Raw genomic sequence first — 20004 nt, forward strand, 5'->3', positions numbered from 1 at the left:
CTGTATCTAGAACTTACCGTAATAACCTTCTTTGAGGGCCTCGTAAAGATTTGCTGCGGTGTGTACTTCACCGTCATATTCGATCTCTTCATCGCCCCGCGCCTCAAGCACACTGCCATCCTCAAGACGGAAGCGATAGGTTGTATCGGCCAAGTCCTTTTCCTTGACCAGCACGCCCTGAAATACTTCAGGGTTAAAACGAAATGTTGTACACCCTTTCAGCCCCATCTGATAAGCATAACGGTAAATATCTTTGAAATCCTCATAGGGATAATCGGTAGGCACATTGGCCGTCTTCGATATCGAGGAGTCGACCCACTTCTGAGCAGCTGCCTGGATATCAACGTGCTGCTTAGGGGTGACATCTTCGGCGCTGATAAAGTAGTCAGGCAGCCCGCCTAGTTCGGCGTCAGAGCTCTCCGGCATCGCCGCCTCATTGATGAAATGGCGATAGGCGAGCAGCTCAAAGGAGAAGACATCCACCGATTCCTTCGTCTTTCGCCCCTCACGAATCAGATTACGCACATAGTGGTGAGCAAACGAAGGCTCAATCCCGTTGCTAGCATTGTTGGCAAGCGACAGGGATATGGTTCCGGTTGGCGCGATCGAGCTATGGTGAGTAAAGCGGCCACCGATGTTGGCCAACTCGTCAACTAGCTCAGGCTCGACTTCGGCAATCCTCTGCATATACCTCGAATAGCGTGCCCAGAGCACCCTTGCTGGCACATGCTCGCCGACCTCATAGCCGTCTGCGGCCAATTCCGGGCGCTTGCGCATAAGTTCGGGGGTGATCTTGTACATCTCCTCCATGATCGGTGCTGGCCCCTTCTCCCGAGCCAAATCCAGAGCACTCTGCCAGCCCACCAGGGCAAGTTGCTTGGCCACCTCCTCGGTGAACGCCACCGACTCCTCATCGCCGTAGCGCATCCGCAGCATAGTCACGGTTGAACCGAGGCCGAGAAAGCCCATGCCGTGGCGGCGCTTGCGCTCGATCTCCCGGCGCTGTTCCGAGAGTGGCAAGCCATTGATCTCGACAGTATTATCGAGCATCCGGGAAAACACGCTGACCACCTCGCGGAAGGTGTCCCAGTCAAAGCGTGCCTTGGCGGTAAACGGATCACGAACAAACATGGTCAAGTTGACCGAGCCAAGCAGACATGCCCCGTAGGGCGGCAGCCCCTGCTCGCCGCAATTGTGGACCATGACACCGTGGCCATCGAAGGCATTCACACCTGGTACCTGAACATCGTAGACATCCGCCTCACCGTCGGCCTCCACCGAGGCGACCTCAGCGACAAAGCGCTCGCGATTGAGCCGATGCTGGCAGCTACTAAGGGCTGCATCCAGCCGCCGGCGCTTGTCGGTATCGGCGAAGCCCACCTCGTCACGGAAGGTGCGCAGATTCTCGCCGGTGATGAGCAGCTCATGCTGGGCCTGACCAACTCGGATACGACCGACGATCCCCAAGCGCAGGAGCATCCGCTGGATCTGCTCCAAGCTCGCGCGCTCGGAGTACGCCAGGCAAACAGATGCATCTGTATGCTGCCCCGCCTGGATGAGGCAGCCCTCCACATCAAACAGACCGCGCAGGAAGCCACGGTGGAAATCGCTGGAGCTTCGCTCCATCTCAGCGGTGGGCTGCATAGCCCGTGGGTCTACACCCAGCTCGGTGGCCAGCTTACCAAGAGCCCCTGTCGTGAGCAGAAGCCCGTCGCCCTCTGGTGATTCTTGCCAGGCCACAGTATCTGCGCCGTACTGATAACGGCTAACCGCCCTTTCGGCAGCGGCCATAACACCGGCAACGCCGCTGAGCTGGGAGTCATTGGCAACAGCCGCCGGAGGCTGCAGTGACAGGGTTGCTTGGCCATCATCCCTAATCGCCCCATTACCAATTAGCAGCCCCATCAAATAGCCATCATCCTCGCTGTAGCGTCCACCCCATTGAGCACCACTGCGATGATCGTGGAGAACCACCTGATCACCGGCGGCTAGCTCTCCGGCGGGGCACCACTGCTCATCGCGTCCCCACGGGGTGAGCTGAGTGACGCGGCGAACCCTATGATCCGCGGTCAGGCGCAGGCTCATGCCGTCCCTAGTGCGCAGACGAACCACGGGCTTGCGGCCAGTGTGGAAAAAGCCGTCGGCACCGGTCGCGTAATCCTCGCCGTGGACGCGGGCCCGGAACGGTCTCCCAAGCAGATCCGCCACCTGGCGCGGCCCTTGGTCGGTCTGCACCCAAGTATCTGCGGTAACACATGGATTGGTGGCGCGGATCTCCTCGCAGAACCAGTTGTTGTTCAGCTCATTGTACTGATCGATCAGGATGAACCCAGGCTCCGCGTAGTCGTAAGTGGAGGTCATTATCAAGTTCCACAGATGTCGGGCCTTGACCTTCTGATAGATGCGGCATGCAACCCTGCCCTCACCATCGGTAACGTAGCCCTCTTTGCTCGGCCACTCACGCCAGAGGACCTGTTGCTCATCATCCAGATCGATACCCTCGGCTGCCACTTCAGCCTCGGTCAGCGGAAACGCCAGCGGCCACTCACCATCGGCCTCTACCGCCTCCATGAACCCATCAGATATCAACAACGAGAAATTGAACTGACGCAACCGGCCATCCTCACGCTTGGCCCGGATGAAGTCGGTAACATCAGGGTGACCGACATCAAAAGTCGCCATTTGCGCCCCCCGCCTGCCACCGGCAGACGAGACGGTAAAGCACATCTTGTCGTAGATATCCATAAACGACAGCGGCCCTGAGGTGTACGCGCCCGCCCCGGAAACATAAGCACCACGAGGACGCAGGGTACTAAACTCGTAGCCGATGCCGCAGCCGGCCTTAAGCGTCAAACCAGCCTCATGAACACGCTTGAGAATGCCATCCATGGAATCATTGATAGTGCCTGATACCGTACAGTTGATAGTCGATGTGGCCGGCTTATGGTCCCAGGAACCGGCATTGGAGATTATCCGCCCAGCGGGCACTGCCCCGTGACGCAGCGCCCAGAGAAACCGCTCATACCAATGCTCCTGCTTCGCCTTACTCTCCTCGACTTCAGCAAGCGCCTTGGCTACTCGCTGGTAAGTCTCGTCGATACTGCCATCGACGGGATGCTCTTCCTTGGTCTTGAGCCGATATTTCTTGTCCCAGATATCGAGCGATGCGCTTTGAAACGGCACATCGGCCGATGAACGACGTGAGGCACCTTTGCTTTTCTTCTTTGCGGCAGCTTCTGTCATCTCGAAACGCCTTCTCCCCGGTATATTTAACTTTTTTGCGTTGAACACACGACAGCTAACGCTAGCAGAGCAGGTACGCTCAGCCGCGGCGCTAAGTGCTGTATGAAATTTTGCGGATGCGCAACAGATAACACTATATGTTGTGTCCGATAGGAGTATTTTACACAACAAAAGCTAGAATAGCGAGTCAGTGGCTCAAATCTTTCTCAGCCCTCAGGAAAACCACGCAAGGCAACAAGTTACAATTAACACTCATTGCAAAGGGTATCTTTTTGGGAAAATCAATTCACTCGGGTGTGAGTCTTAAGGCGCGTCAGCTAAGGCCTGAGCGCTGCATACAGCTTTGTTCTCTATCCACGCCCCACCCCTAGATGGTCGTGGCCGATTGTCGCACGCAAAATAAGACTGAGGAATGAACACCAAAATCAGCAACTTGTGTAGGCAGGATGTTTTCCGCACAGCCCCGCTACGGCGGCCTTAATCTAGGCTGCTGAGCACAACAAGGGCAGAGGCGTCAGCATTGTCGGCTGGCACCATGAAATCCGTGGGTCAGGATCTCCGCCGGTACCAGCCACAAATCACTACTAATCCTCCGGCGAAATACGCCGCCGCAGCACCGTCTTCTCTAACTCCACGATGACAAAGAGCAGTGCCCCAAAGGCGAGAACTCGCAGCCACTGTTCTGTATCCAGCGCGGCCGTACCAAATAGGGTCTGCATCGGCGGAGCATAGGTAAACAGCCCCTGCAAGACGATAAGCACGCCGATAGCTATCAGCACCGCCCGGCTGCCAAATAGGCCGCGGAAGTTAAACGCCGGCTCCAAGATGTAACGGGCGTTAAGCAGGTAAAAGACCTGTCCCATAACCAGGGTATTTATTGCCACCGACCGGGCCAACTCTTCGGGAACACCCTGCATCTCCATATAGACGTAGTGGCCAAAGGTGCCGATCACCAGCAACACCGAGACAAACAGCACCCGCCAGATTAAGAATCCAGAGAGTATCGGCTTGGCCGGATCGCGCGGCTGACGCTCCATCAGCCCTGGCTCGGGCGGTTCAAAGGCCAGGGCCAGAGCCAAGGTGACCGCGGTAACCATATTGATCCACAAGGCCTGGACCGGGGTAACCGGCAAGGTTAGCCCGAACATTATGGCGATCACGATGGTAAAGGCCTGACCACCGTTGGTCGGTAGCAGATAGAGGATGGCCTTTTTCAGGTTGTCGTAGACGGTTCGCCCCTCTTCGACCGCGTGAGCGATCGAGGCGAAATTATCATCGGCAAGCACCATCTCCGAGGCCTCCTTCGCCGCCTCGGTGCCCTTGTTGCCCATTGAGATGCCGACATCAGCCCGTTTGAGTGCCGGGGCATCGTTGACACCATCACCGGTCATCGCCACCACTTGGCCGTGGCTCTGCAGCGCCTTAACCAGGCGCAGCTTGTGGATAGGGGTGGTACGTGCGAAGACATCCGTCTCCAGGCAACGGCGGTTGAGCTCAGCATCGTCGAGTTTCTCGATCTCATTGCCGACCAAAGGCTGTCCCCGAATCCCTAGCTGATCGCCTATGGCCGCAGCGGTTAGGGCGTGATCGCCGGTTATCATCTTCACCCCGATGCCGGCGCGATGACACTCATCAACCGCGCTGATCGCCTCATCCCGCGGCGGATCGATAATCCCCATGACCCCGACCAGAACCATCCCCTCGTCGACATCGCTAAAGAGCAATTCACGGTGATCGATGCTCGTCTCCTTGACCGCAACGGCCAACAGGCGCTGACCACGCGAGGCGATATCATCAAGGGTCTGTTGCCAGCGATCACGATCAAGCGGCTGATCGCCCGCCGCGCTGCGCTGCTTGGTGCATGCTGCCAAAACCCGCTCCGGGGCCCCCTTCATGATCAACAGGCCATTGCCTTGATGGTCGTGGTGGAGGGTGACCATGAACTTATACGACGACTCGAAAGGTATTACGTCGACCCTTGGCATCTGCTGCTCGAGCTGTTTGCGGTCATAGCCGCCTTTGACAGCCGCGACCATCAGCGCCCCCTCGGTCGGATCCCCTTCCAGCCGCCATTGGCCGTCACGGCTATAGACCGACGACTCGTTGCATAGCGCCACGCCGCGCAGCATCTGTGCCAGCACCGGGTCTTCTTCTGCCGGTGCCACCTCTTGTTCACCGTGATGGAAGGCACCATCAGGTATGTAGCCGACCCCGCTGACGTGGTATTCGCGATCAGCGGTAACCACGCTGCGGACGGTCATTTCGTTGCGGGTTAGGGTGCCGGTCTTATCCGAGCAAATAGTGGTCACCGAGCCGAGGGTCTCAACCGCCGGCAAGCGCCGAATGATAGCGTTCCGCCCAGCCATGCGCTGCACGCCGATAGCCAGGGTGATAGTCATAATCGCCGGCAAGCCCTCGGGGATCGCAGCAACGGCCAGGGCGACAGCTGCCAAGAAGGTCTCAAGTGCGGTATAACCCTGCCAAAAGTAGCCGATCAGGAAGGTCGCCGCTGCCAATACGACGATACCTACCGAGAGCCAACGCCCGAACTCGTCGACCTGACGCAGCAGCGGGGTGGTAAGCTCCTGGACATCGGCGAGCATACTGCTGACTTTACCGATCTCGGTGTAATCACCAGTAGCCACCACCACCCCGTAGCCCCTCCCATAGGCAACCAGGGTGCCGGAGAAAGCCAGGGACTTGCGGTCACCAAGTTCAGCCTGCTCCGCTACCGGCTCATCGGCCTTCTCCACCGGCACCGACTCGCCGGTCAGTACCGCCTCATCAACGCGCAGGTTGTGGCCGCGCAGGATGCGGACATCTGCCGGCACCCGGTCACCAGCCTCCAGCATGACCACATCACCCGGCACCAAGGTTTCGGCATCGACGGTGAGCCTCTCACCATCACGCAGGGCAACCGCACGCGGCGATAGCATACCGCGAATGGCATCCAGCGCCTTTTCCGCCTTGCCCTCCTGAACGTGGCCGATGATGGCATTGATGACGACGACGGCGAAGATTACCGCGCTATCCAGGTGGTGGCCGAGCAGGCCGGTGATCACACCAGCGACGATGAGAATATAGATCAGGACGTTGTGGAACTGTTTGAGAAAACGCTTGATCGGGCCTTCGCGCTCAGGCGGGCGCAGCCGGTTCGGACCGTAGTCATCCAGCCGCTGCTGTGCCTGCGTGGAGTCCAGCCCGTGCTTAACGTCAGCACCGAGGCGCTCCACGACCTGCTCCGCAGGCATAGCATGCCATGAGCACTGCTGCTGATTAGTCCTCTCCTGGCCCTCACCCATCCGTCTTCCCCCGCTCCGCTGCCAATACGTATTTTTTATGACAAGTAGACCTTGCAACATGACTGATCAGTCATGCCTTGCGCTCAATCATACTCTCTCTTGCGCCTGATCGTCATCCTGTAGGCTCCTAACGGCACGTTGAAACTTGCGCGAGTAGCGGGCCGCCTTGAGCGCTTGATCAACCCCTCGGCGAGCCGCCGAGATAAGATCAAGCACCGCAACCATCTGCCTTACCCCCAACCGCCCCTCGGCACTCGCCCGCAACAGGCGATTCTTTAAGCGCTGATAATCCCCTTCTAAATCTCTCAGTTCCGCATCTACAGCCTCTCTGTTCCATCTATCAGCATCTTGACCAGACGCCTCAATCTTCCCCGCCACCTTGGCCATCAGCTTATCGAGATCACCGGCCAGCCTTCGCTCAGCAAGCTCCCCATTACCAGAGTGTTTTATCTCTGCAATAACTAGGGCCCGCTCCGCCATATCCTGATAGTACTGCGTCACCCGCAGCAGGTTAGGCAGACTAGCGCTAACACTTTCATCTCGCTGCGCCCGCTCAATCCTGTTGGCGAATTCGTTGATCGCCACAACCAGCCGCTCTAGTGCCTGCTGCTCTTGCTCAATCCAGCCATAGAGACGCCGATCACCGCCGCTGATCGCTGCACAGATCATCTGCCGAGCCATACTGCCACACCGCTCAGCCTCAGAGCGGACAGCCTCTAAGGCCAAGCTCGGAGTAGCCAGTACATTGCTATCTAAATATATTGGCTGACCGCGATCTTCGCCGCGGCGCCGAAACCGGGCCTCTAACCACTCCACTAGCCTACCGGTCAGCGGCCAAATAGCCGCAACCCCAAGCAATTTGCTCAGCGTATGGAACACCGCCAGGACCACCGCCGGCTGAGCCTGCAAACCTACCCCCTCGGCGAGGACAGTAGCCAAGCTGAGCAACCAGGGCAGAGCGGCAAAAGATATAACCCCGGCAACCAGGTTAAAGATCACATGGGCTACCGCCGCCCGCTGGGCATTAGCTGTTGCTCCAAGAGCCGCAAAGACAGCAGTAGAGGTGGTGCCCAGCGCGGCACCGATTAGCATTGCAGCAGCGGCCTGGATGGGGATCAGCCCGCCAGCCGCAGCGGTTAGCGTAACCGCCAGGGCCGCTGAAGAAGACTGGGTCAGTGTCGTAATCACTATTCCCGCGCCAACAAACAGTCCCAGCCCGAGTAGACCATAGTCGGCCAAGCGGGCGATCAGCTGCGGATCGCCCACGCCGGCAAAACTTTGCTGCAGCACATCGAGGCCAAGAAAGAAGACCCCCAACCCCGCTAGTGCATCGCCCAACGCCTGCCTGCGCCCTGACCCGGAGACCAGGCGTAAACCTACGCCAAGTGCTATCAGGGGCAGTGCCAAGGCCTGTAAATCGACGTTAAAACCGACCAGGGCGACTACCCAGCTAGTCAAGGTCGTGCCGATGTTAGCACCGTAGATGACCCCTATCGATTGATAGAGAGTTAGCAGGCCAGCATTGACAAAACCGATAGTGGCAAAGATTACTGCACTAGATGACTGCACTGCAGAAGTTATCAAGACCCCTGAAAACAAGCCGCGCAGTCGCGAGCGCGTAGAAGCTGCCAGGACATCTCGCAGAGCAGGACCTGCGGCGACCCGTAGCCCATCGCTCATTAAACGCATACCGAGCAGGAACAGGCCTACTCCACCGAGAAATGTAGCTAGGGCACCAGGATTCATACAGAAGTGCTTGGTAAGAGTTTGGTTTTGAGCATGCTAAGCCTCGGTGAGTAATTCTTGCTTAGCGATGTTAGACTAGCTGGCTCTTATCTGAAACGATCATCTCATGTTGCGCGACATCGCCATAATCATAAGCAACGGCTTTCTTATTCTAAGCAAGGGCTGGCTGCGAGTCTGCCTACCGGCCTTGGTGCTGGTGTATCTAGCAACCCTGGCGCCAACCTGGGCATATGTGCAGCTTAACCAACTCCAGTTCCCGATCCAGGCCGCTCTCTCCGTCTGGATAGCAGCCCTGGCCCTAGGCGTGGCCCTGGCCGTGACCACCTTACTAACTGCCGCCTTTTGTGGCTTGCCGGTCCGGCTATTTCCGCGGGCACTCATGCGCTTGGTCCATGTATGGCTGCTCCAGGCAATCTGGTTGATAATACCGGCCATACTCCTGGCCGCCTCGCTACAATTCACTGAGCTGATCAACTATTCGCTACAGCCGTGGGCAGATGCCCATGCGCTGGATCGTCTGAGTAATATCTGGGCCACCGCACCAACCTTGGAGATAGCAACAGGGATCGGCATCTACGGCCTATTCGCGGTAGTTACTGGCATCTGGCTCTGGCCGCCACTAGCGATCCTCAGGCTTAGCGACGAATTGCGCTCGACCCGCTCGTTGGCCAGGCGGATGTTACAGCGCATTCCCAGCCTGGAGTGGTCGATGGTTATATTCATCCTAGCGGTAGTGCCTGCAGCTACTTTCTTCCCAGCTGTTAGCGCTGCAACTCTTATCGTAGTGGCTGCTTGGCCGGCAATTGCGACAGCGGCGCTGCAACGAAGCAATGAGATATATCGCCGTTCTAACAATGCCTCCAGCGATATAACCGGCATCTATTCACGCTAGCCACCTCACCCGCCACGCTTGAATGAAGAGAGCCGCCGCCGCTCTCGCTTATCCGGACGCTGCTCTGGGCGGGGCATAGCCGCCCCCGCAATGCGCCGCTGGTGGGCCTGCTGTTCGCGCCGCTCACGGCTCTGTGCTGTCTCCTCATATAGGGTCTCGGCGACCTTGGCCGGACCACGCTGCTGGGCGACATCTTGCACGACAACCTCAAAGCGCTGCTCACCTTTAGTAATAGTCAACCTATCACCGGGCTTGACTGGGCGCCCCGGCTTAGCCCGAGCCCCATCCACGTCAACTTTACCCCCCTGAACCGCTTCGACAGCAAGGCGCCGTGTCTTGAAAAACCGCGCCGCCCATAGCCAACGGTCAAGTCTTACCGAATTATCACTCAACCTGTGCCTCCCACTAAACTATGCAAGCAACTCCCCAACTCACGTATTAAGCTGTTGACTGGCAACAATTATTCCGTCTTCATCGGCATACAACCACTCACCTGGCTGGATTGTTACGCTACCAAAGGTTACCGAGACATCCCGCTCACCCAAACCTTTCTTCTGACTCTTAAGCGGGTGCGCATTGAGTGCTTGCACACCTAGTTCGATCTCCATCAACTGGGCGCTGTCACGCACGCAACCATAGACAACAACCCCTGACCACCCGTTATCCTTGCCCAGCTGCGCCAGCTGATCACCGAGTAGCGCACAACGCATCGACCCGCCGCCGTCTATCACTAACACTCCGCCATCCCCTGGCTCACTCAAGACCTCCCGGACCCTGACGTTGTCCTCAAATAGCTTGAGCGTGGTTATCTGACCGCTGAATCTCTTCCTGCCGCCAAAACCGGTAAACATTGGATTGACCACTCGCAGTTGCGCTTGGGGGTCATCCATATACTCATCACAAAGGTCTGTAGTCGCAAAATTCATTTACCCTCCACATTTTGCTAGCCGCTTTGTAGGATATTGGTTTAAGGTAGACATTATTGTCAGCAAGCAGGAATGACCGGCGCCATGCCAGCACAATCTTCTAACCAGCCTCCTGAGCACATAGAGACGCTGGAAGATTACCTCAGAGCTCTGGCCGAAAGCCATAGTACTCGCGAGGTAGCCCAAGCGCTTAGCCAGACAGCTGCCCAGGCACTCCCCGAGACTTCCGGGCTGCTCTGGGAATTAGCACCCGATCGGGAGTCCTGGCGCTTGGTGTGTCGTTGGCGCAACGGTCATGCCGACCTAGTAGAACCTAGCGAGTCTGCGGAGGAGCTACCAGAAGCGGCAGATGGACAATTCAGGTTTGAACTTACTGCGCAGGGACTTCTGCTTGGCGAGCTGCGCGCTGATGGCCAAGACAGCTTAACAGATAGAGAAAAATCACTCTTGCGGACTATAAGCAATGCTGCTGCCACTACCCTAGCGGTATTGGTGTTACAGCGCCGAGTCCGACAGCGCAACGTCCGCGACCCGCTCACCGGCATGTTTAACGCCCGCTACCTGGAAGACACCCTGGAACGCGAGGTACATCGGGCCCGTAGATGTCAGTCCCACCTGACAATGATCCGCATAGAGCCTGATAAGATCAGCGAGTTCATTCTTGATTACGGCCCAGAGTCTGCCGACCGACTATTACAATTGATGGCTGATTTGCTCCACAGATCGTTCCGCGGCTCTGACGTTTGTGCCAGAATCACCGACTTTGGCTTCTGTATCCTGATGCCGGATGCCAGCATCGAGTCAGGTTACAAGCGTGCCGAGGCGGTCCGTGAAGAGCTCGGCGAGATGCGCGTGCAAAGACGTGGCAAGGCCTTTGGACCGTTAACCGTATCGGTTGGGGTGGCAGAGTTTCCCGAACATGCCCAGATCTGTGAAGACATCATCCAAGCCGCTGAAAGCGCCGTCAATCTTGCCCAAGATCGTGGCGGAGATACAACCTGTGTAGCCGAGCGCATCCACCCTGAACCAGCGTAATACCCGTCAGCTAATATATGACCAACATATAAAATAAAGGAGCAGCCTTGTCTGACGTTCTCCGCGTAACCTACCTAATCACCTGCCGCGAAGGCGAAGACCCTGAAGATAAAGCCCGTGGCATCGCCCTAGAACAAAGCGCCGAGTTGCCCTCGCGCTGCATACCTGAGCACGTCTACGATCAGGTAGTGCCGCGCATAGTGACACTCGAGCCAATCTCTGCCGGGCGCTACCAGTTGGTTCTCGACTTCCCGGAGGCTATTACCGGCTATGAACCAACTCAGCTGATCAACAACCTGTTTGGCAATATATCGCTAAAGAGCGGTATTCGCCTCCATGATGTTGAGTGGACCCCCAAACTACTTAGTGCCCTCGGCGGGCCCCGGTTCGGCACCAGCGGAGTGCGCCGGTTGCTTGGAGCGGATAATCGTCCCCTGACATCGACCGCGCTCAAGCCTCTCGGGCTGGATACTAAGACTCTTGCCGGATACTGCACCGATTTCGCCCATGGTGGCATTGACCTTATCAAGGATGACCACGGGCTGTGTAACCAGGCCACGTCGCCTTATCTGGAGCGCCTACAAGCCTGTCAAGACGCGGTCAATGAGGCGAATGCCGCAACCGGAGGCAATTCACTCTACCTACCCAATGTAACAGCCCCGCGCGGCCAACTTGAGCAGCGCCTAGAGGCAGCTCAGCAGGCGGGCTGCAAAGCTGTACTGATCTGCCCATTCATTACCGGACTTGACGCGCTGATATGGGCGCGCGACAACTACGACCTCGCCCTAATGGCTCACCCGGCCTTCGCAGGTGCTGTCGCCGGAGCAGAGCACGGTATAGATCCTGCCCTCCAGCTCGGTGAGATAACTCGCCTATTCGGCGCTGACATGGTTGTTTACACTAACGCTGAGGGCCGCTTTCCGACCTATGATCAAGAACTATGCGATCGCATCAATGATCGGCTTTGGCGACCATTAGGGGATATCCGCCCAGCCCTACCTACCCCCGGCGGCGGGGTAGATGCGGCTCGAGCCCCCTACTGGGTAGAGCGTTATGGCCCCGACGTGGTTCTGCTCATTGGCGGCAGCCTCTACGCTCAGGGCGATCTAAGGGCGGCTGCGCGGCGCTTGCAGGATGTGGTCGAGGGCCGTTGACAGGAGCAGATTGAGGAGAACCGCGACTGATGTCCACCAGCAATACTGCCTCAAAGGTTTTGTGCGAAGAGGATTTTCGCTGGCAAGGCGTGACGGAAGAGGCCTATAAGGCGCAGGGCACTCACTTTAGTGGGGCCCTGCGGCAAGTGTTGGTGGGACCTAACCCTGACGAACCAGGGGCATCATTCGAGACCCGCTACTTTGAGGTCAAACCAGGGGGGTATACCAGCCTTGAGCATCACGCCCACGCCCACGTAGTAGTTATCCTGCGCGGCCAGGCCGAGGTAATACTCGACCGAACTGTTCATACTGTCTCCCCCTTTGACTGCATATACATTCACCCACATAGCGTCCATCAGATCATCGCTTGCTGCGAGCAGGAACCACTCGGTTTCCTCTGTATAGTTGATCAGTGCCGTGATCGCCCCCAGCTGCCTGACAAAGAAACACTAGATTGGCTGACCAAAGACCCCGAGGTCGCAGCGCGGATCCGCACCTGAAGGTAATTGCCGAACCTTGGAAGATATACCCCTTAGCCTCCTGTTCCTAGCCTTAGGCGGCTTGATCATCCTTTCGGGCTGTTTCTCAGGATCCGAAACCGCCCTAATGTCGATCAACCGCTACCGCATGCGCCATTTAGCAAGACATGGCAACCGTGGAGCTAGCCTGGCAGAGAGGCTTTTACAGCGCCCCGACCGAGTCCTAGGGGTGATCCTGCTAGGTAACAACTTCGTCAATATAGCTGCCTCGTCTCTGGCAACGGTGATAGCGCTGCGGATTCATGGCGAGAGTGCGATCGCCATTGCGGCCGGACTATTGACGCTGGTGATCCTGATTTTTGCCGAGGTTGCCCCGAAAACCCTTGCCGCTGTCCACCCGCAGCGAATCGCTTTCCCCGCATCCTACGTGCTCTGGCCGTTGCTGCGACTCCTCTACCCATTGGTCTGGCTAGTAAACAGTGCGGCAAACGCCCTGCTTTCGATCATCCGGGTACGGGTTGAGGACGTAAGTGGCGGCAATCTAAGCCGTGACGAGTTACGCACGGTAGTAAACGAAGCCAGCGGCCTAATCCCGGCTCGTCACCAACGTATGCTGCTGGGCATACTCGACCTCGAACAGGCAAAGGTCGAGGATATAATGGTGCCTCGTCCAGAGATTATCGGCATCGATCTCAACGATCCCTGGCCAGATTCGATCGAGCGCATCGCCACCAGTCAGTACACCAGACTGCCCGTATACCGCGACAGCATAGATAACATTGAGGGATTTATCCATCTGCGCAAGATCATCGGGGAGTTCTACAGAGGCAATTTCACCCCTGAAGATCTGTGCTCAAGACTAACAGAACCGCTGTTCATCCCCGAAGGCACGGGGCTTCATACCCAGTTGCTTAAGTTTCAGCATCAACGCGAGAGGGTTGGCCTAGTAGTAGACGAATACGGCGATATTCTCGGATTGGCAGCCCTAGAAGACATTCTTGAAGAGGTGGTGGGCGAATTCACAACCGACCCGGGTTCATTGACGCGCTCAATAACCCGCCGGGAGGACGGCACCTATCTTGTTGAAGGTAGTGCCACGGTTCGTGAGATAAACCGAGTATTGGGCTGGAATTTGAGTACAGCCGGCCCCAAAACCCTCAATGGACTAGTCCTCGAGCAACTTGAGACGATACCTGAGTCTGGAACCAGCCTGCTTATAGACGGCTACCCGGTGACCATAGTCCAGACCCACGGCAACCGCGTTAAAGCAGCCGAAATTCAGCCCGAGCGTCCGAAATCTACCCAACGGCCCAAGCGCCAGGGGATATCGTCATAACCAGCCCCTTAATGGAAATGAGGATTACCGCATCAAACGGACATTGCGTTACTAGCCTCCTGAAACTCCTCGTCGATCAGTAGCTTATTAGCATCAACAAGGATGAGCAGGTCGGTATCATCTCTACTCACGACTCCGTATATATATCGCGACGACTCCTCATTGCTGACGTTGGGCGCTGTGTCGATCTCATCTTCCCGCACAGTAGCCACTTCATTAACGCCATCCACCATTATGCCGGCGATATTATCTTCAACCTCCATGACAATGATTCGGCTTTCACTGTCGGCCTCCTTGGGCGGCATCCCGAACCGCAGCCGCGTATCGAGTACTGTTACCACTTTGCCGCGTAGATTGATTATGCCCAAAACGAAATCCGGGGCCCCGGGTACCGGCGCGATCTCGGTGGGCGGAAGCACCTCCTGGACCTGCATCACATCTATAGCATAGTGCTCCCCACCAAGCTTGAAGGTCACCCACTGGCTTGTCTGGCCATCAGCCTGCTCGTCGTTCTCTTCCGCATAGACAAGTTCATGATCTGTCATAGAATATATCTTCCTACAGGATTACCGAAAATCGGTCGAATTGCTGACTACCCGTACAGTTTGCCCGGGATCCAAAGATGATGCCAATGCCCCTTCAAGATCATCCTCATTTTCCAGCAGCTGCGTAAAAGAATCTGTATCGAGCAACGCACACAGTCGCTCGCTGACTGTACCGGCCAACCAGCGGTGCCGGCCATGCTGATCACGCCACTGGACCTGATCCGGGGTCAGCTTGAATACATCACCCACTTCCTGACACGCCAGAGCCCAGCTGCCGTCACCCACAACGAGAAGCTTACCCTGCTGTCTCTCCTGCACAGGGGGGCGGTGCTTGGCCGGCAACACCAACTCAGCAGTATCTACAACCCGCACGAAACGGTTGCGGTGGTACAAGGCCCCGTGAACCCATGCCGGCTGGCTGACATAAGGCTCTACTTGCACATCTTCCCACCGCAACACCCGATGCAGCTTTACTAAAGGCACCGCGACACGCAAAGGGCCGACGTGGAAAATCATAGCCTGAAACCATGGCTTTGCCCAAGATGGGATGGGGTCTTGATCACGGCCTTGCCCAGCCCCCCCACCATGCTTGGCTGGGATCCTTTGCTGCTCTGGCGTTGGCCTCTTAGCTGGAGCCTTTGCTTGCGCTTGACTTGCCTCAGGATCGCCCTGCTCGACCTGCGGTAAAGGCATCTGTGGCAACTTTTCGCGCTCAGCCACTCGCTGCTGACGTCCAGTTTCAGGCTTGGCTTGGGGCGCTGCGGCGGAGCTGGCGGGCGAACTAGCTGCAGTGGAACTAGCAGCAGAGGAGCTAACGGATGAATCCCGCTCTTCAGCCGGCGCCTCTGCTACATCGGCTAACAGTTCATCGAGATACTCGGCGAGGGCCTTCTGCGGTTGGCTCTCAGTGCCGTCATCACCACTGTGGCGGCGATCTCGCTCAACCATGTTTCGCCACCTCCTTTCCTTTTAGCTTATCTTGCACCAACAGATGCTCAAGCAATTTACGTATCGCTATACTACCGCGAGACCAAGGCAGGCTAACAGTGAGCGGCAAACCGTCGCGGCTAGCCTCACGGAACTGGGTATCAATCGGGATGGCACCCCCCCACACCTTATCTGTGTAGCGTTGTCGCACCTCCTCCAAGGCCCGGTTAGCCGCCCGGGTACGCCGATCATATAAGGTTGGCACTATCGTATAGGGGAGCTGATTAGAACGCGAGCGGTTGATCATATCTATAGTGCCAACCATTCGCTCTAATCCCTTAAGGGCCAGGAATTCAGTCTGGACTGGAATAACCAACCTATGGCAAGCGGCAAGGGCATTAACCATCAACACCCCAAGCATAGGCGGGCAGTCAAGGATAGTGTGCTCAAACCGATCAGCCATTGAGGTGACTGCGCGCTTGATAACCAAACCCATTCCCTTGCGATTGCCAAACTGGCGATCAAGCGTCGCTAAGGCAGTCGATGCGGGCATCAAATAGAGGCCATCAACTCCGGTTGGGTGTGCGATTTGGGGATCAGCAGTACGGCTTGGATTTTGGAATAGCCCATAAAGATTAGGCTCCACAGAATCAGGGTCAAAGCCAAAATAACTGGACAACGAGCCATGGGGGTCGAGATCCACCATAAGTACCGACCGGCCACGCTGGGCCAGCAGACCGGCAAGGCTTGTTACCACGGTGGTCTTGCCTACTCCTCCTTTTTGGTTGGCCACCGTCCAAATACGCATATAAAACAGCTCCTGGCTCAGCGCAACCGACTAAGCTCTATACCGATTTGATCAAGTGGTAAAACCTGATCGCTCAGTCCTGCCTTTGCTACAGCTGCCGGCATACCATAGATAACACTCGTGGCCTCATCTTGGCTCCAGACCCACGAACCTTGGTCTTTCAATACCTTTGCTCCTTTAGCACCGTCAGAACCCATGCCGGTCAAGACTATTCCTAACACCCCACCAGGGGCCAAACGGGCAATTTCTGCAAAGGCTATATCAACACTGGGCTTGTAGTAATGCTCTGATGAACCTTCATGGGTATAGACCGTCAGTGCACCACTTCGGCCACGCACGCCAATATGCTTACCCCCAGGAGCCAACAGCACCTCTCCGCGGCGCAACACATCGCCCTCCTGTGCCTCCCGTACGGTTACTCTACACAGCTCATTGAGGCGCTCAGCAAATGCTGGAGTAAAAGAGGCGGGCATGTGCTGTACAGCCAATATTGGCACCGGAAAGTTAGCCGGCAATGCCGTAAGAACCTGCTGCAAGGCAACAGGTCCGCCGGTAGAGCAACCAATAACTATCGCCTCTAAGTCGGCTAAACGAGGAGCGCGCACCTCGCTGCGTCGACGCCGGCTTGATTTGCGGTCAGCGACGGCTCCAGGATCTTTATCGCGGCTTGGCACAGGAGGCTGGGCAACTTCTTGCTCTCCCCTCTGCCGTGTGACAGGCTTAGATGATCTCAGCGCACCCGGTTCAGGACTTTTGGTTTTATCTTGAGCGGTTCTGGTGACTGCCGCGGCGGCGGCCTCACCACGCCTACGCCCCCCGCCTCTGGCACCGCCGCCTAGCTCTACTAGTCGATCACAGAGCTGGCGCTCAATCTGCTCACTATCACCTGAGACGTCCGCGAAACGCTTGGGAATAAAATCGGAGGCGCCTGCCTCAAGGGCCTCCAGCGTAGACTTGGCACCTTCGTAGGTCAGAGAAGAGAACATCAGTACCGGAGTAGGACGCCGGCGCATTATCTCACGCACAGCTGAGATACCATCCAGCTCCGGCATCTCAATATCCATGGTTATAACGTCCGGGCACAGACGCTCGGTTAGAGTGATGGCCTCCTTACCATTAGTCGCCTCGCCGCATACATGAAGCTTTGGATGCGACTCGACCATCGCCCGTATACGGCGCCGGAAGAAGCCGGAGTCGTCGACTACCAGCACTCTTATGCTCAACCCCTATCTCCTTTTGCTCCATACCGGGGAAGTGTAAAGTCACCGCCTCCCCGAGCGGCGAAAAAAGGCTATAAACGCCTTCCATGTGCCTTAATCAAGCTGGGAATATCGACAATCAGGGCAATCTGGCCGTCCCCGGTAATAGTTGACCCAGCCAATCCCGGCAGACCGTGGAGCATTGCACCTAGGGGTTTAATTACAACCTCCTCAAGTCCTATTACCTCATCGACGACAAATCCTACCGCCTGGTTACCTACGATGACCGTTATAACCTGGCGCTCGTCCTCCACCTCTTCGCCATTATCACCTCCGGACGCCACAGCCATCTCGCGCTTGGTCGCCAACACCGGTTCGCCCGTCTGGTGTAACCACCGCTCGAGGAAGAACAAGGGCATAGCCTTATTTCTCACCAAGGCGACCAGGCGGTTGTTGACCACGCTAGTACGCACATCATTGAGCTCGAATATTTCGCGTACTACCGACATCGGCAGAGCGAACTTGCGTCCGGAGATCTTGACCATAAGGGTGGGCAGGATCGCCAAGGTCAAAGGCAACTGGATGCGCATAATGGTGCCGCGCCCCAACTCGGAGTCAATATCTACAGTGCCGTTGAGCTTGGCCAAGCTATTCTTGACCACATCCATACCGACTCCGCGACCGGAGACATCACTAATCTCCTCTTTGCTGGAAAATCCGGCATGGAATATGAGATTAAAGGCCTCCTTATCATCAAGGCGCGAAGCGCTCTCCTGATCCATCACCCCCTTCTTGACAGCGAGGCTACGCAGTTTATCGGCATCCATGCCCCGCCCATCATCGGTAATCGAGAGCAGAATATGATCACCCTCCTGCTCAGCAGCCAAGGTTACCACCCCCTCCCTGGGCTTGCCCGCCGCCTCGCGCTCATCCGGATACTCAATGCCGTGATCCACTGAATTGCGCACTAGGTGGACCATGGGATCAGCTAAGGCCTCGACCATGTTCTTGTCTAAATCGGTGTCTTCGCCCTGGGTCTCGAGGCTCACCTCCTTTTGTAGCTGTCGGGCAAGATCACGGATTACGCGCGGAAAGCGACCAAAGACCTTCTTAATCGGTTGCATGCGGGTCTTCATGACCGAACTTTGCAGGTCGGAGGTTACCAATTCGAGGTCACTGACCGCTTGACTCATGCGATCATCTTCCAAAATGTCGCGCAGATTCGATAAGCGGTTGCGTACCAGCACCAACTCCCCGACCAGGTTCATGATCTCGTCGAGTTTCGATGTGTCGACGCGTACCGAGGACTCAACCTTGGCGCCACCGCCGCCACCGGCTGCCTGACCACCGTCTTGACCACCACCGGCTGCTCTGCCGCCACCGCCGCCGCCTTTATCATCGCCGCCTCCAGCTCCGCCCTGGCCACCACCTCCAGCCGCGGGCTTCGCAGGCTCAGACTGTTTTGCGGCCGGCTCATCCTTCTGATCTTGTTCCGACTGCAGAGCTCCCTCGCCAGAGCCAGTCTCGGCCTGTTGTTGCTCCATCTGCTGATGCTGTGTGGCCTGCTCTGCAGCGCCAGCTTTAACGGCGGGGGGCTCGCCATGCTTGCCCGGCGCCGCTCCCTCCCCATAGAGGTTATCAAGCAGCTGCTCGAATTCTTCTTCGGTAATCTCATCATCGCCCGCAGCCTTCTGCGGCTCAACCTCGCGGCCCTCAGCAGCCTCAACCGCTGGTGGCCTGCCAGCATGGCTACCCTTGCCGTGCAGCTCATCAAGCAGCTGCTCGAACTCCTCGTCAGTGATCTCGTCGCTGTCACTCTGCGCAGCAGCACTCTCGGCTTCGCCCTCACTGAGCATTTGCTCGAAGTCGGCTTCACTCATTCCAGCAGATGATTGCGACTGTTGCTCCGGGGCTGCGCCGCTCGTGCCAGCTTTACCGCTAGCACCGGCGGCGCCATCCGGCTGTTTGAGCTGATCGAGTGATTGCAGCAGGGTGTCCGGGGCCTGCTTGGGATCATGACCTTGCTCAATCTGGCCAAACTGCTCCACTACGATATCCAAGGCCTGCAAAACGGTATCCATCAAGTCCGCCGAGACTTGTTTCTCACCGTTTCTGAGCAGGTTAAAGATATCCTCCGTACGGTGGCATATCTCCACTAGCGGATTGAGCCCCAAAAAGCCTGCACCGCCCTTGATGGTGTGAAACCCGCGAAATATCGAGTTCAGTAGCTCTTTGTCATCGCCACGCTGTTCAAGATCAACGAGCTGACCACCGAGGCGCTCGAGTATCTCTCGAGACTCGACCAAAAAATCCTGCACAATATCATCGTTGAGGTCGATGGCCATCGTTGAGGCCTCCGCTATTGATATATTTAACCCAAGCTGTCACAGCACATCCGGGTTTATTTGCCAA

15 protein-coding genes are annotated in these 20004 nt (G+C 56.9%); 5 read left to right on the forward strand and 10 right to left on the reverse strand.

Going from position 1 to position 20004, the window contains the following annotated elements; genetic code table 11:
- Nucleotides 1-6: 6 nt before the first annotated feature.
- The 3 genes from HH1059_RS10515 to HH1059_RS10525 form a co-directional block, all read right to left on the reverse strand.
- On the reverse strand, nt 7-3243 hold the full coding sequence (locus HH1059_RS10515; protein ID WP_096410109.1) for an LAGLIDADG family homing endonuclease: 3237 nt from the start codon (nt 3241-3243) through the stop codon (nt 7-9).
- Nucleotides 3244-3827: 584 nt separating this feature from the next.
- A complete protein-coding gene (locus HH1059_RS10520; protein ID WP_096410110.1) occupies nt 3828-6545 on the reverse strand; it encodes a cation-transporting P-type ATPase in 2718 nt (905 codons plus the stop codon).
- 87 nt (nt 6546-6632) lie between these two features.
- Nucleotides 6633-8291 carry a Na/Pi cotransporter family protein gene (locus HH1059_RS10525; protein ID WP_096410111.1) on the reverse strand — a complete coding sequence of 553 codons (1659 nt, stop codon included), beginning with the start codon at nt 8289-8291 and terminating at the stop codon, nt 6633-6635.
- Between the two features lie 106 nt (nt 8292-8397).
- On the opposite strand from HH1059_RS10525, the gene HH1059_RS10530 reads away from it, so the two are divergent.
- Nucleotides 8398-9183, forward strand: coding sequence for a hypothetical protein (locus HH1059_RS10530; RefSeq protein WP_096410112.1), 786 nt, complete (start codon nt 8398-8400; stop codon nt 9181-9183).
- A 5-nt stretch (nt 9184-9188) separates the two neighbouring features.
- Here the strand turns inward: HH1059_RS10530 and HH1059_RS10535 are convergent, their stop codons facing one another.
- Nucleotides 9189-9575 carry an RNA-binding S4 domain-containing protein gene (locus tag HH1059_RS10535; RefSeq protein WP_096410113.1) on the reverse strand — a complete coding sequence of 129 codons (387 nt, stop codon included), beginning with the start codon at nt 9573-9575 and terminating at the stop codon, nt 9189-9191.
- Nucleotides 9576-9614: 39 nt separating this feature from the next.
- Nucleotides 9615-10109 carry a ribonuclease E activity regulator RraA gene (gene rraA / locus HH1059_RS10540; protein WP_096410114.1) on the reverse strand — a complete coding sequence of 165 codons (495 nt, stop codon included), beginning with the start codon at nt 10107-10109 and terminating at the stop codon, nt 9615-9617.
- Nucleotides 10110-10193: 84 nt separating this feature from the next.
- Between rraA and HH1059_RS10545 the strand changes: the two genes are divergently transcribed.
- From HH1059_RS10545 to HH1059_RS10560, 4 genes are read left to right on the forward strand one after another with little or no spacing between them, the layout of a single operon-like run.
- Nucleotides 10194-11144 (forward strand): GGDEF domain-containing protein, encoded by a 951-nt coding sequence (locus HH1059_RS10545; RefSeq protein WP_162549517.1) that lies wholly within the window; start codon nt 10194-10196, stop codon nt 11142-11144.
- 47 nt (nt 11145-11191) lie between these two features.
- Nucleotides 11192-12298, forward strand: a complete 1107-nt coding sequence (locus HH1059_RS10550; protein ID WP_096410116.1) for a RuBisCO large subunit C-terminal-like domain-containing protein — start codon at nt 11192-11194, stop codon at nt 12296-12298.
- Between the two features lie 29 nt (nt 12299-12327).
- Nucleotides 12328-12798 (forward strand): cupin domain-containing protein, encoded by a 471-nt coding sequence (locus HH1059_RS10555; RefSeq protein ID WP_170113006.1) that lies wholly within the window; start codon nt 12328-12330, stop codon nt 12796-12798.
- 16 nt (nt 12799-12814) lie between these two features.
- A complete protein-coding gene (locus tag HH1059_RS10560) occupies nt 12815-14113 on the forward strand; it encodes an HlyC/CorC family transporter (protein ID WP_096410118.1) in 1299 nt (432 codons plus the stop codon).
- A 32-nt stretch (nt 14114-14145) separates the two neighbouring features.
- Here the strand turns inward: HH1059_RS10560 and HH1059_RS10565 are convergent, their stop codons facing one another.
- The 5 genes from HH1059_RS10565 to HH1059_RS10585 form a co-directional block, all read right to left on the reverse strand.
- Nucleotides 14146-14658: a chemotaxis protein CheW gene (locus tag HH1059_RS10565; protein WP_096410119.1), complete on the reverse strand. Its 513-nt coding sequence runs from the start codon at nt 14656-14658 to the stop codon at nt 14146-14148.
- 21 nt (nt 14659-14679) lie between these two features.
- Nucleotides 14680-15606 carry a chemotaxis protein CheW gene (locus HH1059_RS10570; protein WP_096410120.1) on the reverse strand — a complete coding sequence of 309 codons (927 nt, stop codon included), beginning with the start codon at nt 15604-15606 and terminating at the stop codon, nt 14680-14682.
- Nucleotides 15599-16393 (reverse strand): ParA family protein, encoded by a 795-nt coding sequence (locus tag HH1059_RS10575; protein ID WP_096410121.1) that lies wholly within the window; start codon nt 16391-16393, stop codon nt 15599-15601. The genes HH1059_RS10570 and HH1059_RS10575 overlap by 8 nt, the downstream gene beginning before the upstream one ends.
- Nucleotides 16394-16410: 17 nt before the next feature.
- Nucleotides 16411-17616, reverse strand: coding sequence for a protein-glutamate methylesterase/protein-glutamine glutaminase (locus tag HH1059_RS10580; RefSeq protein WP_096410122.1), 1206 nt, complete (start codon nt 17614-17616; stop codon nt 16411-16413).
- A 68-nt stretch (nt 17617-17684) separates the two neighbouring features.
- Complete coding sequence (locus HH1059_RS10585; RefSeq protein WP_096410123.1) at nt 17685-19937, reverse strand: chemotaxis protein CheA; 2253 nt, start codon at nt 19935-19937, stop codon at nt 17685-17687.
- Nucleotides 19938-20004 lie beyond the last annotated feature (67 nt).

Origin of the sequence: Halorhodospira halochloris (genome assembly GCF_002356555.2) — a bacterium.
GTDB lineage: Bacteria > Pseudomonadota > Gammaproteobacteria > Nitrococcales > Halorhodospiraceae > Halorhodospira > Halorhodospira halochloris.